The following is a 17,359-nucleotide window of genomic DNA, read 5'->3' as shown; positions in this document are numbered from 1 at the left end:
GATATTGCAGAGGTCCGCAATTTCTTCCAGTGATTTGCCCTGCATATATAGTTTGAAAACCTGACGGGCCTCTTGAACGCCCAACTCTTTGCCTTTACGCATTCCGGCTTCTTCCCCAGCCTTGCGTCCCATTTCCTCCCCGGCTTTAAGTCCCCTCTTTTCAGCACTGCTGATCTGGGTATTATAATCTTTTAATGCTTTTTCCCGGGCCTCATATTCTAGACGTTTCTTCTCGTCGGCACTCAGATTGAGCAGTGTATTGTATGCTTCATCGAGATATTCGTTTGTCTTAGCCATAGTCTGAAACTCCTTTCTGCTTTTTCCACTGAAGAACTTCATCCATGTAAGAACATCCTGGCTGGTCTTTACATCTGAAGGTAGCTTTTTCAGTTCCAATATCTGAAGCTCCATTTTATCGGAATACAGATCATAGGTGCTGTCATCCCGGAAATGAATCCTGCGGTAACATTCTTTGTCATTCGGAAAATGGATAAAGTCTAAAATACTTACATGAATACACTTTTGCAGCTTTTCATAGGACTCGCCTTTATGGATCTGACTGTCAAACATCTTACTAAGGTAGAACAAGGCGCGTTCATCCCAGTATTCAAAGTATTTGACCTGCATTTCCATGTTCATCTGCGTCCCGTCTCTTAGCAGTACCCGTACATCCATAATTCCCAGCTTGTCATCGGCCGAGTCTCTCGAAAGCAACGTGGGTAAGAGGACTGTGTCTTCGACGTCTTCTGGGGGAAGATTGAGAAGGGCTGAAATAAAGCCTTTCCTGACTTTGGGGTTCTGCATCAGTTCCTTGAAACAAAAGTCTACAGTGGGTAACATAATAAAGTTGCTTTGGGTCATAAAATGAAATCTCCTTTCCTGTGCAGAAAACGAATGGTACACATGTAAGGAGTTCTTCTGATTTACTATTATCATATCACGAAATACCGATATGTAAAAGACAGGTATCCCTTCAAAATGTAGTGTACTGGTTTATTTTCTGCGGTTCTAATAGGTAATTAATTGGGTAAATCGACGAACTGCCGATTGAAAAATGAAAGGTGAATACCTTTCGAAGTTTCTGATGAGAGTATAGCATGGGATAAGGAAAAGAGCAATTAGGCAATATGACGAAATAGGAGTCCTAAAATTATGCCAGATTTTCTTGTACATTGTTATTAGGCATTTTATGTCAATCCTTATGTCAAGCAAACCGAACCATCTATCTTTGTGGCATAAAACAAAAGATCAGCAGTTTTGCTTTTCATTTAAGGAAAACAGATGCGGCTGTCAGCCTTGTGACCGTTGGAAGCCGCCAATATTATGTTTACCATTATGAAGGTGCGATTATCTTTACAGATGTTCAGACGATTCCTTTAAGAGAAACAATAATTATGTTCTATATTACGAATGAGACATTAAGCATTATTGAAAATGCCGCTTATTTTATACCAATATCAAAAAAATTGAAAAACTTATTGCTGCATATTTAGAAAAAAAGTAGAATAAAAGAAAACCATACATATAATTACCAGTTAAATTGTTATATTATCAACTCATAGAAGGGAAGGTGAAAACATTGTGTTAAAAAATCTAAAAGGAAATATGTTGTTATAATACTTTTATCCATTTTATTATTAGTTTTGATATTATTTATATCTGCTCAAAAAACAATGAATTTGTCATATAGGGATCAAAGTGCTGCGACATTCAGGGTCAGGTCAATAGATACGGTAGATTTAGGTAAAAAGTTCAATTTATCTAATTACTATATTACAAATAAAGTAAACATTTTTAATCACTATTATATAGATAGTAATGCAGATTTTTGGGGATATGGCTACAATCAGTATGGGCAGTTGGGAAATGGAATTAACGATGATTTAGATATTTTTTATTCTGTCCCAGTAAAAATTGCCTCTGATGTTGTATCTATGGACTGTTCTGAGAATGGTTATTTTTGCATCTATCTTACTACTGATGGAGAATTATATGGAATGGGGTTAAATATGCTAGGATTGCTTGGGCAGGAGTATAGTGATAATATTTCATATACTATAGAAGACTATGTAAAAGTAGAATCTCCAGTTTTGCTGATGTCTGATGTTTCTTACGCCAGGGCTGGAAGGGAAGCAATAGTTGCGTTAAAAGAGGATGGGACTGTATGGTGGTGGGGACAATATCGAAGCACATATAGTACGCAGAAACTGAATAAGTATGAAGATTACAAACACTATGCAGATGACGAATTGTCTTGGAAAGTTCAGGAAGACGATAAAAATCCAAAAAAAATGTTATTTCATTCACCCAAAAAAATATTAGAAGATTGTAAATATGTGACAACAGGAAATACAACAGGGGCAGCTATCAGTACGGCTAACGAGTTGTATACTTGGGGATTAAATATCTTTGGAGAGTGTGGAACAACAGTATCAAAAGACGATTATTTGAGACAGCCACAAAAAGTTCTGGACAATGTTAAAATGGTGTGGCCGGAACAAATAACTTTTAATAGCGAAGAGGATGAAATCCCTGATAGGGCACAGAGCGAAACAACATACATTTTTAATACGTTTGCAGTACTCAATGATGAAACAATCATGGCAGTCGGCAGAGGACTTGGTGATAAGGAGAAAACAATCGCCATAACAGGAGATTTGGAGTTTGAAACAACGCATACTTATTCAGACATCTTTGTTCCTGTTGCTTTAGCTGAGTATTCTGAACCGGAGACCCGAAGGGTACTCGAGAAATTAAAATGGAGAATGAGTGTTAAAGATGTAGAATATATCCTGAATAAAAATGGGATTCCATACTCGTGGATTCCGTTTGATAATAAATATTCTATAGAAATTGATTCATCTCAATATTTTTTGGCTTTTAACCAGAATAAAAAATTAACTGAAATATATTTGCAAGTTGGAGGAAGTCGAAATGAAACGTTCACTTTTGGAATGTCAATAGAGGAAATAGAAGAAAAAGCAGGTTGTGATTTAATAGCTAAAGATAATAATGTATATATATGTCAGGAACCAATTGATGGGGTATATTATGGTTTTGTAATTTATAATGATAAATTAAATGGTGTTTATGAATCTGAAACATTTCTGGAATAAAAATTAGTAAGTCAGAATTTTCACCATTTTTAGATTCCTAAAAGAGGGCTGTCGTGTTAGCGATGGCCCTCTTTTGGGAATAAGCAGCTTATCTTCCTGCTATACATAGTATGAACCTCATTTATCTGTCAAAAAATCTCCTCATCTCCATTCACATCTGCCGTTTATCAGTAAAACGGGTCATTTATCAGAAGTCGATCAAATTTCATTAAACATTATTTATAGTAGATTCAAGGTTACTATTCACGGCCAGAGGCCATGCATAGTAACGGCATCTGGTATCATTTTAAGTCGCCTAAAGGCGAGGGGGCTATGCGCCAGTGGCGCATGTTCAGCACGGACCGCAGCGAAGCGTAGATCAGATGCCCGAGGCCATCACTTTATTGGCTCGGATGCCGTGCAGCGCGGTGCACGGCCCCGTGAATAGTAATGATTCAAGGTTACCGTAACACATGCCCTTCGGGCATAGAAAAGCAGAGGTAAGAAAAGTTATGAAGATGTTAAAGAGCATAATAGCGGGGGTGATTGTAATGAGTATTGCAGCAGTAGATCTGACAGCGTGTGTTCCAAATAGGAAGGAGCAGGAAGCACAGGCAGTTCAAATGCTGAATGAGAAGTACCATGAAGAGTTTGAAGTCGAGAAGTATCTGGGGCAGGAAAGCATGAGTGATTATTATGAAGTGCTGGCATTTTCCACCGAACACCCGGATATCTTGTTTGAGGCAAAGGCGGCGGTTGACGGTTCTTTTATTACAGACGAATATGTGGCGTCGAGGGTGTGCCGTGCGGCGGAAGAGCAGATAGAAAGGAATCTGGGCGGCCTTACAGGGTACCTTCAGGTAAAAGTGCAGGCAGTTAGTAAATCCATTGATTCGGTTCAGGCAGACATGAGTATGCAGGATTTTATGTCCATAAAAACAAAGAACCGTTTTGCAGTGTACCTTATTTACTATCCGGCAGAAAAAAATATAGCGCAGGCTTATCAGGCACTTGCAAATACATTTGCCGGACTGGAATGTATGAGCGGAAATTTAAAGCTCTATATAACCAACGAAAAGGTGCTAAAACAAGTACAAGCTTATCTGACGGAAACCGCAAAAGTGGATTATGAATTTGACGAGGTACTGGAACATACGGAGCCTGTCACACTGCCTTTTGAAAACGGGGTGATTCAGGTGAGTGAAACACAGTTTCGTGAAATGGCAGGTGATTATTTATGAGTTACCGGGATATTCAGATGATTATAGCATCGCAGATTGCATACATAGATTTTGACCGCGATGCAGTGGATTCCGGACAGTATACGGTAAGGGAACTGCTGGATATGGAGCTGGAGGCGGCGGAAGGGGACAGGAAAGACACGATCCAGAAGCTTCTTGACAGGATAAACGAAAACCCGGTCAGTCAGGAGTGTGGAAACTGGAAGATTCGCGATATACGGGATAACCAGAGCAGCAGTGGTATGTATGCCTGCCTGCTGGACAGTGGGGACGGCGATGCACTGGTTGCCTTCAGGGGAAGTGAATCTGAAAGCTGGGATGACATCCAGAAGGACTGGATTCAGTCGGATATTGGACTGGCAAATAGTATACTGACGCCACAGCAGGCAACGGCACAAAAGTATATGGAGGATATTTACAGGAAGTACGGCGGTCAGTATGACAATTTTGGACTGACAGGCCATTCACTGGGAGGAAATCTGGCAGAACATGCAGCGATCACGGCGCCGGACGGGATGAGGAATAAAATCAGCCAGTGTGTAAATCTGGACGGCCCTGGTTTTTCAAAGCAGTATTTAATTGCACACGCGAATGATATTGGGAAGTCAAAGGGGATAATCACTCACTATCAGTGGAGCTGGTGCGGCGGCCTTCTCAACCGGGTTCCGGGATCTGATTTCCGGACATTAGAGGCGGATACACCGAAAGGCAAGGGGCTGTTGGAGTCCATGCTCTGGCGTCATGACACATACAATGTTGTGAAATTTGATGAAAATGGAAATGCCGTATATGGGAAAAAAGACTGGTTTGCCTCTTTGGCAGACCCGTTGTCAGAGGCACTCGACTATTCCCTATTTTTGATTACGGGTGGAGCAGCCGCTGTTTTATTCAATACAATTGACGCCATCAAAGATGGATTTGAAAACCTGTGGAAGCAGTGGACAGATATCCTTTCTTCAGGAGGCCGTCAGGCACAGTTCGAGGTGAATATATATGCAGTGGACCGGGAGATCGAAGAACTGGCAGAAATCAGTTCCGGTTTAAAAGAGATCAAAGAGGGAGTGGAAAAGATCCAGAGAGAGCTGGCTTTTGATTCCATTGCGGCCGGATATGTAAAGTTAAAGCTGTGGGGGTTAACAAACAGTATTGAACAGGATGCACGGAAAATGGATATTTACTGCCAGACCGGAAGGGATTGTACACAGTGTTACCGGTCTTATGAAGTTAAAATTGTGGATAATTATACCTAAAAATGGAAAATATGTGAAAAAAGTGTGTCCACAAAAGCTGCCACATATTGTAACTTGTGGTTGCCAAATATACGATAAGCATAATCATATCATATCGGGAGATTCACCATAAGATAAGGAATGGTTCATTAAGAATGGGAGATTTCCCAAAAACCATGTAGGAGGGCTAGTTTATGAAAACATTAAGAGAAAAGGCAAGACGGATTTTAACATTAGCAGTTGCACTGTGCATGATGCTGATGATGACACTTCCGGTAATGGCAGAGGATGAAACGAATAATCTGACTGCGACGGATGATCCGAGGGACAGTATCATGCTAATGACACTCGGGATCGAGGATGATAACGGAACTTACCATCCATATAAGGGCGGAACATGTTTCCTGATTAATGATGAATATGTACTGACAAATAAGCATGTTGTTACAGTATTTGATCAGGACGAACTCAATGATCTCAGGGAAATAAGCGGTATTCCTGATATGCAGGCAACTGACAGCCATATCAAATTATATCTTTATGTAAACCGTGATATGAAGGTCGCTGCAACTATGCATGACAGTGTAAACAGTTCCGATATGGATTTCGCGGCTGTAAAGCTTGCGGAAAAGATTTATGACAGAAAGCCGGTTGCACTTGGAGACAGTGATGCTATACAGACTAAAGATACTGTTTATGCAATGGGATTTCCGGCAGACTCAGTCAGCACAAAAAATTACAATACAAAAGATGATGTTTCAACAGTTGAAGGAGCGATATCCAAACTGACGGTTACAGGCAATGTGGATATTATTGAACATACAGCGCCGCTGAACCTTGGAAATTCCGGAGGCCCTCTCTTAGATAAAGATGATAATGTAGTCGGCCTCAATACATTTATTGCAGGAAAGAAAAATTATTCTATTCAGATCAATTACATAAAAAAAGGACTGGATACATTCGGCATACCATATGTAACAGGTCCTGCTGGAGGCATTTCTGATGGTAATATAACAGATTCAACAGAGACTTCGGGAGAAGTGGCAGAAGAAACAGAAGAGGAAAAGAAACCTGACAACACCGCCATCCTAGCCGAACTCCAGTCAGCAGTGGATGAAGCGAAAGCTGTAGACGTAGAGAACTATACAGAAGAAACTGTAAGCGCCCTCAACGACAGCATCGGGGCAGCAGAAGCAGTATTGGCAAACGATTCCGCAGAGGCGGCTGCGATTCAGGGCGCAACAGATGACCTGAACGATGCAATTACGAATCTTGAGGAAAAATCAGGTCCGAACATGATGATGATTATCTTCATTGTTGCCGCAGTCGTATTACTGGTTGTTATTATCATTGTGGCAGTCGTGATGTCAGGCAAAAAGAAGAAGTCTTCACAGGTTCCGAACCCGGGACCGGCATCTGGGCCAAGGCCGAATCCAGGACCGATTCCTTCAAATATGAACGGCAATGACGGATATGGTGCAGTAGACAGTTTTGCGAAGCCCGGCCCTTCACCACAGCCTCAGACAATGCCGGAAGGGGCAGGGGAAACGACGCTGCTCGACGCAGGGGCAGGAGAGACAACACTGCTGAGCAATGCCGGCAGTGCATATCTGATCCGCAAAAAGAACGGAGAGAAGATTGCAGTCAATGTACAGAACTTTAAGCTCGGAAAAGAAAGAAGAAAGGTGAATTACTGTATATCAGATAATACTTCTGTAAGCCGTGTTCATTGTGAGATAGTGAAAAAAGGCGCCGATTATTATGTAACCGACCAGGGTGCTACAAACTTTACATTTGTAAACGGGATTCAATTGAGCCCTCATAAGGAAACCTTATTATCTGATCAGTCTGTTTTAAAATTATCAGATGAAGAATTTGAATTTCATTTATCATAGGCAAAATAAGAGTAAAGCAGAAGGTACCTGTTCAAGCTTATGAACAGATACGGCAGGAGACTTTAGATGGGGTTTTTAAGTATTGCACACAGCGATGTAGGAATAAAAAAAGATACCAATCAAGATTCTGTCTTAATCAAGCAGGCATCTACAGATTACGGAGAGGTACTTCTCTCCGTCATCTGTGATGGAATGGGCGGCCTTGCAAAGGGTGAGGTCGCCAGTGCTGCTCTGATTAGGGCATTTTCTGAGTGGTTTGAAAAAGAGCTGCCTTTTATTTTATATGAAGAAAGGCAGGCAAAGGAAATTAATTACAATTCTCTGCAAAAGAGCTGGAATGAACTGATTGATCAGGTAAACCACAGGATTGCAGATTATGGCGCCGGATTTCATGCGCCGTGCGGGACGACACTGGTGGCCCTGCTGCTGATAGACCATCAGTATTATATTGTCAATGTGGGAGATTCACGGATTTATATTTTGAATGAAAGCCTGCACCAGATTACCAGGGACCAGACATATGTCCAGCGGGAAATGGACGAGGGGCGCATGACACCGGAGGAGGCGAGGAACCATCCTCAAAGGAATGTGCTGCTGCAGTGCGTGGGAGCCAGCCAGGTTGTGATTCCCGATTTTTATCAGGGAGAGTATCAGAAGGACGAAGTTTTCATCCTCTGTTCTGACGGATTCCGCCATCTCATTACAGATGAAGAATTTGTAAAAATATTAAACCCGCGGTTACTTACGGATGAAAAATCGATGCGGGATGCTGCAATCTACTGTACAGAACTGAATAAGCAGAGAAAAGAAAGCGATAACATTTCCGTAGTAATTATAAAAACGGATTAGAGGAATGAGAGATGCTTGAGATAGGCTCCATCGTAGATGGAAAATACAAAATATTAAATAAGATCGGCCAGGGTGGAATGAGCATTGTCTACCTTGCCATGAATGAGCGGGCGAACAAACCCTGGGCGATCAAAGAGATACGAAAAGACGGAGTATCAAATTACGAGGTAGTTAAACAGAATCTGATTGCCGAGACGGATATTTTAAAAAGACTGAACCATCCGAACCTGCCCAGTATCATCGACGTGATTGACTGTGAGGATACATTCCTGATTGTCATGGATTATATAGAAGGGAAGCCTCTGAGTGAAGCCCTGAACAGGGAAGGGGCGCAGCCGCAGGAAAAAGTCATCGAGTGGGCAAAACAAATCTGTGATGTTCTGGGATATCTGCACTCCAGAGTCCCGCCGATCATATACAGGGACATGAAGCCATCGAACGTAATGCTGAAGCCGGACGGGAATATCATGATTATTGATTTTGGTACCGCAAGAGAATATAAATCAGCCAGTCTTGCGGATACAACCTGTCTCGGAACACAGGGGTACGCGGCCCCGGAGCAGTTCGGCGGGCAGGGGCAGACAGATGCGAGGACGGATATCTATTGTCTGGGGGCGACATTGTACCACCTGATAACAGGACATAACCCGTGCATGCCGCCCTACGAAATGTATCCGATCCGCCAGTGGAACCCGAATCTTTCATCCGGGTTGGAAGAGATTATTCTGAAGTGTACGCAGAAAAATCCGAATGACCGTTACCAGTCCTGTGCCGAGCTGATGTACGCTCTGGAACATTATGGGGAACTGGACCATGAATATAAAGTAAAACAGAACCGGAAATGGCGGACGTTTCTGGCTACTTCTATACTGACCGTCGTATCCCTTGCTGTATGCGTGGGATTCAAAGTGGCAGAAACATCAACGACGAAGAGCAGTTATACCCAGTATTTAAAAAATGCGGTGTCTGCCGGAACGATAGAGGAACGGATTGAAAATTATAAAAGTGCGATTTATCTGAATCCGGGGGAGGCTCAGGGGTATATAGATCTGCTGAACAAAGCATTTCTGGACGACGATAATTTTACACAGGATGAGGCAGCAAAAATGACAGAAATCCTTGGGTATAAAGGAAGCGGAAACCGGACATGTGAAAGTTATCTGGAAGCGGATAAGGAAGCGTATGACGATTTTGCCTTCCAGATGGGCCTTGCCTATTATTACTATTATGAGGGAAGCGGAAACCAGCAGATGTCTCAGGCATGGTTTGATATCGCTTCAGCCAGCGATACACTCGATAGTAATAAGGTTGAGCGTGCAAAAAGGCTCGGAAGGATTGCAGGGTACTATGCCAATCTGCACAGCAGCAACAAAGCCGGGGACAGTACAACGACTTATAAAGATTACTGGAAAGATTTAACGGAGCTTGTCAGCGGGAACCTTGTTGAAATGGATAATGTGAAGACTGCCCTTGTTATGTACAACGAAGTGGTTTATCAGATCGGGCAGAATCCATTGAGCTTCAAGGCCGCGGGTGTTACCAGCGAGGAACTTACAGCACAGTTGGACAAAACACAGTCCAGACTGGAGACAGATATTATCGTTCTGAATGAAAGTGACCGGACAGATATCGAAAATCTGAAGGAAAAAATACTGGGAAATATTGACTGGGCAAGAACACAGGTGAACATTGCGTACACAGACCGGGGGACGGATATAAATAGTAAAACAGGAGGGACAAAGGATGCAGGAACTGGAGAAAATGATTAATATTTACCATACCGGGTTTACTGTATGTCTGATCCTTGCTTGCATTTTTTTCGCAGTATCATGTGTCCTGTTTTTCAGGTTCAATATCCGTGGAATCATAGACATGAAGACGGGACGCGGGGCAAAAAAGACCATTCAAAAGATGGAAGAGATCAATGCAAAGACAGGAAAACTCAGACAGGACATGGTTTCGCACACACCGTCGTCATTGAGTCCTGAAGAGAGAATAAGCTATCCGGTGACTGCCCCGAATCTGAATGTACAGGCAGAAGCAAGGGTGCATCAGGAGTCAGTTCATGCGGGAGCACAGCCAGGGCAGATTACGGAACCTCTGGGGGGGGACGGATCTCAGGAGACCACGCTTCTGTACCAGTCAGAAGAAACGACTGTGCTGTCACAGAATTTACAGAAGCAGGCGGCAGAGCCGGAGGTTACATTGCCGGGACCGTTCAAAATCATAAAAGAAACCATGTGGGTACACACGGACGTGGTCTTATAGCAGATAAAGGAGTTGGATAAGGATGAGGACAGCAAGCATAAAAAAACATTTTTTGCTAATTCTGGCGGCATTTATCATATCTGCCTGTATGGTGATACTAGTTCCGTTTTCAGCAGGTGATGAAGGGAACTTAAGTCCGATTGGCTATGTAGCCGGAATTTTATTCTGGGCAGGCCTGATAGCAGGAGTGACAGGTTATCTGTTTTTATATAAAAAGGGAAAAACACTGATAACAGAGAATATTCACGAAAAGAAGATTCCGTCTGCACTTAGGTTTTTCAGTAACCCGCCGGCGGCGGTTATGGATACTGTAATGATCCTGTCAATAGCAGGAACAGTATACTGTGCACTCCATGTAACCATAAGCCAGTATATCGCAGTGTTTTTTTTGCTAATGACACTGGCCGGAGTGTATGCACACTTTTTATTAAACGGGAAAATCTATCAATATATATGGAACTGTAAAAAAGGGCATCAAAGCATGAAACACGATGAGAGAAAGGGATAAGGACATGAAAAGTAAAGGAAAAGAATTAAAAGAAAGGGTCTGTGCGCTGCTGCTGGCAGTTTTGCTGGCATTCTCCGGAATTCTGCCGGAAGCGGTTGTTACTGTACGTGCGGAAGACGCTGCTACGGTAGATGTCGAATTTATCGTAAAAGATACGGAAAAAAACAGCATAACGGAACCTTATATTCTGGTATATAAGACCGGAGATGAGGGGAATGGGCAGACCGTACAACCCAATGTTAAACAGGAGTATATCATTGGACTTGAGGCTGGGGAGGAATATTCCTACAAGATTACAAAGAGTGGATATGAGGAATATCTGGGGACAATCACCCCGGACGAAAACAATCAGGATGCAAATCTGGTGTCTGCTGAGCTGACTTTTTCAGCCATACAGGTGAGCCAGACGAACATTGAAATGGATGCAGACGGTACCGCTTCATTTGCGGTAGAGAATGTAGTAGAGAGGGCAGAATATTCTGCGGATCCAGCAGATCCCACAATCGCATCAGTCACGAAGACGGGCGAAGGAAGCTTCACAATCAAAGCACATAAAGCGGGACAAACGGATATTACCGTTTCCAACAATAAAGGAAGTGGAAACGCCACCGTTTCAGTACAGGTTAACAAAATAGATATTGGAGATATCTCCATCAAAGTACTGCCGGAGGAACGTGAGAATCAGACAACAATAACATGCTCTTTAGAGGGAGCTAACCTGGGAAATGCGAATGGTGAAATTGTATTTGAGATTACAAAAAACAGTGCACAAGTATTTGCTCAGACCGTAACACTCCCGTCTAATAGCGTAGAGTATACCGTGAATACTGATGAATATTTAGGCGGAACATATACAGTCAGTGCAGAATTCCGTAACAGTGATAAGTATCAGGATAAAACAGTGGATCAGGTCATCGGAACATTTACGAAGAATGTGCCGCTTAAATTAATGAAAACAGAGAAAACAGTCACATTCGGGGACCCGGGCGGGAAGGAATTTACGGTTCCGGTTGATCCAGATACGGTAAAGGAAAGAACTCTTACTTATGAATCCAGCAATACGGACCTTGTATCAGTAGGCAGTGACGGCAAGGTTACTGTAAACCATGCAACTGCCGGAGAAACAGACAAGTGTGTGGTGATTAAGGTAACAGCTGCGGCACAGAATGATTACGTGGCTACAACCCCATTGGAATATAAGGTTATCGTAAATCAGAGCGAAATTACTTCTCTGAATCAATTCGACAATTGGACAAAAAGTATCGAGCGTATTTACAGTGAAGATACAGCTCTTAAAATCGAAGGCTCGTTAACAAAAAACAATAACTATAAAGTGGTACTCGACGCAAAACTGGAGGAAGCGAATGCCGGCGAAAACAAAGCCTACTCGGTAGATGCTTCAAAATCTTATGACATTAAGGATGCGGCAGGACACGCCGACTATATACTAACAAAAGGATTTACAGACACGGATTCTGTAATGACTCAAGTGACAATTAAGAAACGTCCTGTTTATCTGACATTAGACAACAAGGATATAGCTGTCCAGTATGGAAGAAGCTATGATGATTTAAAGCAGGAGATTGAAAGCAAAGACGGGTTCGTTAAACTGGTTGGAAATAACGGTAAGATTGATGGAGACTCAGGATATATCGGTACAGACAAGCCAGAAAAACTTCCCAATATTACCTTCAGGGCTCCTTTCAACAGCAGTGATTTAAATGTAGGAGAAATCAGAAAAAGCATCATTGTACCGGCTCTTTTGGATGATGCATTAAAAGGGAATCCGGGAAAAAATTATGAGTATCAGATAGAGGAAAAGGAACAGAACCTTGCTAATCTGAAGGTGGAAGCACAGAAGATCAGCGATGGAGATATCCTAAAATATATTGATGTGACATCGAGTGATTCACGGATCGATGTGAGAAGAGACAGCAGCGGAAACCCGAAAGAAATCTGGGTATCCAAAGATGCAGTTTTAAAGCTGGGTGTAAAATCGGAATATCAGGATTATTATAAGACGGTTATGGTCCAGTATGGTGAAAACGGAGTCAGGACTAATGCTTCGGATGATGGCATAACCTTCACACAACATGCAGATGAAGTACAGTACATTAACTTACAGGACGGCTCCATATGGCTGCAGAAGGGGCCGGATGATTCTGTGACACGCACGTATAGTACATCCGGTACAAATAATGAGGAGAAAGCCAACCGTTTTGACATCGTACGTGTGGATAATCAGTCTCCGGTCGTTGAGTTTACTGGCCTTAGAAATGCGGGCGTTGTAAAAAAGGCTCTTTCTGCCATTACATTTGGTAAATTCGACAACAAGACTTATGTGGAAACGATAGACATTTCTGAAAAAGATGATTCCGGAGAGGGCAGCGGAGTAAAGGAATGGAAGTACTACATCTGGAAAGCAGGCAAAGATATCACGGACGATGACCTGACAGAAGCAGCAGTTAAGGAAAAGATCAGTAGCCTGACAAGCGCTGACTGGGTGACGGGAAGCGGGAATACCATTACGGTAGGGAGTGGCAGTTCAAAAGAAGAAATAGAGAATAATTATATCGTTTTTGTAAGAACATGTGACAATGTGAGCAACATGGACGTCTATGTATCAAACGGAATGGTCATTGAACAGGAACTTCCGGTGATCAGCCTTGAGATGGAGGAAAAGGCATATTATGACGGTGATGTTCCCTATGATCTGACGGTTACTGATAAGGGAGATTTCCTGTCAGGCCTGGGGCAGATTAAGGTAACAGTTACCTGTGACGGCAAGCAGGTTGCAGGCGGGAAGAACGGTACAGTCTATCAGAATTCCTATACCATTGATCTGAAAAAGGATAAATATTCTATTCAGGATTTGAAAGATCTTTCGGTGATGTCACTCAAAGGAATGATTACGTCCGATAAGAATAACAGTAATCATGTTTCCATGAGGATAGAAGTTTATGATAATGCATCAAAAGGTGATCCATCTAAAGATGCAGACCCTGTTGTAGATTGTGTAAAGGATATTAAGATCGATACAGTAAATCCTGAAATTAAGGTCACATATAACAAAGAAGATGCAGAAAATGAAAAATATTATCCAATCGGAAAAGACAGCCTCATGACCATTACGTATACCGAGCGGAACATTGAAAAAGATCCGGCTAAAGACGGACTTACATTTGATGTTGTGAAAGATGGTAATCAGTTTACATGTACACTGGATGAATTAGAGGCGCTGGGAATCGAATGGGTCGACCGGAAAATTGAGGATACGCAGGAAGGAACCGAGGATAAGGACTTCACCGACAAAAGAGTCTGCAAGCTTCAGTTAAGGTTTGCCGAAGACGGTGACTACACGATTACCCCACATTGTAAAGACAGGGCGGGCAGGACAGAAGATTCCGCTGCAGTGACAGAGTTTACGATTGACCACACGGCGCCTGTTATCGATGTAATTTATACGTCAGGCGGCACAGGATTTACTACGTCAGATAGGGATGGTACGGAGAATAGAACTTATAAAAACCAGACTGTGAATGCAAAGATAACAATCACAGAAAAGAACTTCTGGATGGGCGGAAAAACATTTTCAACAGATCCAGAACAGATCGATTTTTCAGTGACTAAAGGGACAGAGGCCCCAGATGGAATACTGGATTATCAGAAGCTTGCAGAGACCGGCGGTAACTGGTCCTACAATGTAATTACGGCAGAGACGAATCTTACCTTTGAAAAGGATGCCAACTATACCTTCGGTTTTACTTACAGGGACCTTGCGGGAAATGAGGCTGTATATGCCCCCCATTACCTGACTGTAGACAAGACGCTGCCAAACGGTACGATCTCTATTGATAAGCAGAGTTTCTGGGATATTGTATGGAATGTCATTACGTTTAATATTTTTAAAAACAGTGCATATCAAGTGGAACTGACTTCAGATGATGTTACAGCAGGTGTGAAGTCCACAGCATATTATAAGACCGCAGAACCGATCTCACAGGCAGAGGTTGAGGGCCTTGCAGATGAGAAGTGGATCAATAGTATGGAATTCATGGTTGAGCCGAATGAACAGTATGTTGTATACGAAAGGATCATTGACAGGGCAGGCAATGTCAGATTCATATATCCGACGAACGGTGCAGTTGCAGACGATGTGAAGCCATTAATCAATATTCAGAATTTGAGTACACCGTATAAGGATGATGTATTTGGCGGTGATGTGACGCTGCATGTAGATGTGTCTGACCCGACAGAAAACGGCACATATTCAGGTTTGGAAAAAGTCTGGTACACAGTCAATGCAACAGGAAATGTTACGGAGAGCATAACGAGTACCCTGCTTGACAACAGTCAGGACAGAAGACAGGGAAATCAGGAATGGAGCGGTAATATTACGATTCCGGCCAGCCAGTTTAACAGCAATGATGTACGTGTACAGATCCATGCACTTGACTTCTCAGGAAATGAGTATCAAAGCGAAATAGTTCCACTAAAGATTGATATTACGGCACCGACGATTGAAGTAAAGTATGATCTAAACAACCCGTCCAATGGGAAATACTACAATGCGGTAAGGACAGCCACCGTCATTGTTACCGAAAGAAACTTTGATGAGTCTGCCGTACAGTTTGATATAACCAACACAGACGGGGTGCAGCCGTCTATCAGCGGGTGGAGCAGAAGTGCGGATGCAGGGGTATCTGACTACGCGACCAATACATGTACCGTGACATTTGCTGCGGACGGTGACTACACATTGACCTTAAACTGTACAGACCTTGCCGGAAAGCGTTCAAATTACACACAAGTCGACGAGTTCACCATCGACCAGACCGCCCCGACAATCAGTGTGGCATATGACAACAACAGTGCGGCCAACGGGACCTACTACGACAAGCCGCGTACCGCTACGATCACGGTGAATGAGCACAACTTCAATGGTTCCGAGGTACAGGCAGCGATATCAGCTAGTCTTCAGTCACAGGGGATCAGTACACCGGGAGTGAACGGATGGTCAACGAGCGGCGACAGCCATACGGCAACGATAAATTTCGCTGCGGACGGAGATTATTCCTTCACCATCAACTATACAGACCTTGCAGGAAACCCGGCAACGGCTTACACGCAGGATAAGTTTACGGTTGACCAGACGAAGCCAGAGATCGAAATCTTTGATATTAGGGATAAGTCTGCAAACAACGGCGTGGTAGCGCCGGGTGTGAAATACAGTGATGTAAATTACGATGCATCCGCGGTTAAGCTTACGATCAAAGGACCAAAGCATTCCGAGCGTACAGTCAGCGGAACGCGCTCCTCGATCCCGAACGGCGAGAGTATTAAGATGGCAGACTTCGAGCGTAAGGAGTCAGTGGATGATGTATATACACTGACCGCGCAGGTGACGGATATGGCCGGAAATACAGATGAAAAATCAGTCATGTTCTCAGTAAACCGTTTTGGATCCAACTTTATCTTCGGCGATGCTACAAAAGCATTTCTGGATCAGTACTACTCCAACCAGGAGCAGGATCTGATTGTTACGGAGATCAATGTAGATACACTGGTCCACAATGGAATCTCCTACGGACTGGACGGGGAACTGGTAAATCTTGAAAAAGGTAAAGATTATACTGTGAAGGAAAGCGGAAACGAGGCATCATGGAAGAGCTACCAGTACACAATGAAAGCTTCCAACTTCGAACGGGAAGGTCTCTATAATATTACAATTGATTCGAAGGACCGTGCGAATAATGAAGTAAATAATAAAGTAAAAGAGTCAGATATTGAGTTTGTAATTGATAAGACAAAACCAACGGTAGTTATTACCGGAGTAGAGAATGACGGTCAGTACAGGACGAACAGCCGTGACATTACGATCACTGTTGCTGATAATGTGGCAATGGACAGCCTGAAAGTAGATGTGGACGGAAAAGAGAATACCTCAAAGAGCTACAATGCGAAAGAAATCCTGAAGCAGAAGGGCGAGATTCCGTTCTCACTGACAGATTCCAGTAACTGGCAGGAGATCAGGGCATTAGCCACAGACGCGGCAGGCAATACAGCCGAGACCTCTGAAATCCGCGTGCTGATTACAGCAAACCTTCTGGTACAGTTCTACAGAAACACACCATTAGTAGTGGGCTCATCTGTCGGACTGGCAGCCCTTGTGGCCGTACTCGTTATCCTAATTTCAAGGAAAAAGAAGACGAACCGGAAACCAGCTGAAAAGTAAAATAGTTACTTCGGGAAATGACTTCCACCGCTAAGGTGG

Annotated in this window: 10 protein-coding genes; 9 read left to right on the top strand and 1 reads right to left on the bottom strand. The window is 43.0% G+C overall.

Annotation, left to right across the window (positions count from 1 at the left end; all coding sequences use genetic code 11):
- Positions 1 to 861, bottom strand: an 861-nt coding sequence (locus tag DWX43_RS23335; protein WP_118622232.1) for an Rpn family recombination-promoting nuclease/putative transposase, incomplete at its 3' end; no start/stop codon positions are given.
- Positions 862 to 1,679: 818 nt separating this feature from the next.
- Here DWX43_RS23335 and DWX43_RS23325 point away from each other — a divergent pair.
- The 9 genes from DWX43_RS23325 (at position 1,680) to DWX43_RS23285 (ending at position 17,320) form a co-directional block, all read left to right on the top strand.
- The gene (locus DWX43_RS23325) at positions 1,680 to 3,116 is read left to right on the top strand and encodes a hypothetical protein (RefSeq protein ID WP_118622178.1); all 1,437 of its coding nucleotides are present in this window, start codon (positions 1,680 to 1,682) and stop codon (positions 3,114 to 3,116) included.
- A 491-nt stretch (positions 3,117 to 3,607) separates the two neighbouring features.
- On the top strand, positions 3,608 to 4,336 hold the full coding sequence (locus DWX43_RS23320; RefSeq protein WP_147356328.1) for a hypothetical protein: 729 nt from the start codon (positions 3,608 to 3,610) through the stop codon (positions 4,334 to 4,336).
- Positions 4,333 to 5,586, top strand: a complete 1,254-nt coding sequence (locus DWX43_RS23315) for an Mbeg1-like protein (RefSeq protein WP_118622174.1) — start codon at positions 4,333 to 4,335, stop codon at positions 5,584 to 5,586. Before DWX43_RS23320 ends, DWX43_RS23315 begins: the two co-directional genes overlap by 4 nt.
- Positions 5,587 to 5,759: 173 nt before the next feature.
- Positions 5,760 to 7,460, top strand: a complete 1,701-nt coding sequence (locus DWX43_RS23310; RefSeq protein ID WP_243099453.1) for a trypsin-like peptidase domain-containing protein — start codon at positions 5,760 to 5,762, stop codon at positions 7,458 to 7,460.
- A gap of 66 nt (positions 7,461 to 7,526) precedes the next feature.
- Positions 7,527 to 8,309, top strand: a complete 783-nt coding sequence (locus tag DWX43_RS23305) for a protein phosphatase 2C domain-containing protein (RefSeq protein WP_118622172.1) — start codon at positions 7,527 to 7,529, stop codon at positions 8,307 to 8,309.
- An 11-nt stretch (positions 8,310 to 8,320) separates the two neighbouring features.
- Positions 8,321 to 10,078: a serine/threonine-protein kinase gene (locus DWX43_RS23300; protein ID WP_109732763.1), complete on the top strand. Its 1,758-nt coding sequence runs from the start codon at positions 8,321 to 8,323 to the stop codon at positions 10,076 to 10,078.
- On the top strand, positions 10,053 to 10,577 hold the full coding sequence (locus DWX43_RS23295; RefSeq protein ID WP_118622170.1) for a hypothetical protein: 525 nt from the start codon (positions 10,053 to 10,055) through the stop codon (positions 10,575 to 10,577). Before DWX43_RS23300 ends, DWX43_RS23295 begins: the two co-directional genes overlap by 26 nt.
- Before the next feature lie 22 nt (positions 10,578 to 10,599).
- Positions 10,600 to 11,085: a hypothetical protein gene (locus DWX43_RS23290; RefSeq protein WP_109732765.1), complete on the top strand. Its 486-nt coding sequence runs from the start codon at positions 10,600 to 10,602 to the stop codon at positions 11,083 to 11,085.
- A gap of 4 nt (positions 11,086 to 11,089) precedes the next feature.
- A complete protein-coding gene (locus DWX43_RS23285) occupies positions 11,090 to 17,320 on the top strand; it encodes an Ig-like domain-containing protein (protein WP_182440801.1) in 6,231 nt (2,076 codons plus the stop codon).
- The last annotated feature ends 39 nt before the right edge of the window (positions 17,321 to 17,359 follow it).

The sequence above is a fragment of the Clostridium sp. AF19-22AC genome (assembly GCF_003479085.1).
Taxonomy (GTDB): domain Bacteria; phylum Bacillota; class Clostridia; order Lachnospirales; family Lachnospiraceae; genus Faecalicatena_A; species Faecalicatena_A orotica.
The sequence above is the reverse complement of the archived record's forward strand: the minus strand, read 5'-3'. Positions and strand labels throughout refer to the sequence as shown.